The organism is Psychroserpens mesophilus (assembly GCF_050617655.1).
Lineage (GTDB): Bacteria > Bacteroidota > Bacteroidia > Flavobacteriales > Flavobacteriaceae > Psychroserpens > Psychroserpens mesophilus_A.
In genome coordinates this window covers 1-244 of sequence record NZ_JBODQC010000421.1, presented here as the reverse complement: position 1 = coordinate 244, position 244 = coordinate 1, and the positions used below count along the sequence as shown (strand labels likewise).

Genomic DNA, 244 nt, shown 5'->3' with positions numbered 1-244 from the left:
GGCTGGACGGACCACATCCCGGTGGTCCTTCGCGGACAAACGGACATTGAACACCACCTGCTGCACTTCCTGGAAAACCACGATGAGCAGCGAATCGCCTCCCCGGAATTTGCCGGGGACGCCAGGCTCGGCATGCCGGCCATGGTGGTCTCGGCCACCCTGACCACTTCGCCGACCATGGTGAATTTTGGCCAGGAGGTCGGGGAGCCGGGGGCTGAGGATGCCGGGTTTGGCAAACCCTCCC

1 pseudogene is annotated in these 244 nt (G+C 64.3%); it reads left to right on the top strand.

The window, feature by feature from the left end:
• Positions 1–244 (top strand): annotated as a pseudogene (locus ACRHNM_RS17855) (alpha-amylase); the annotation flags it as partial.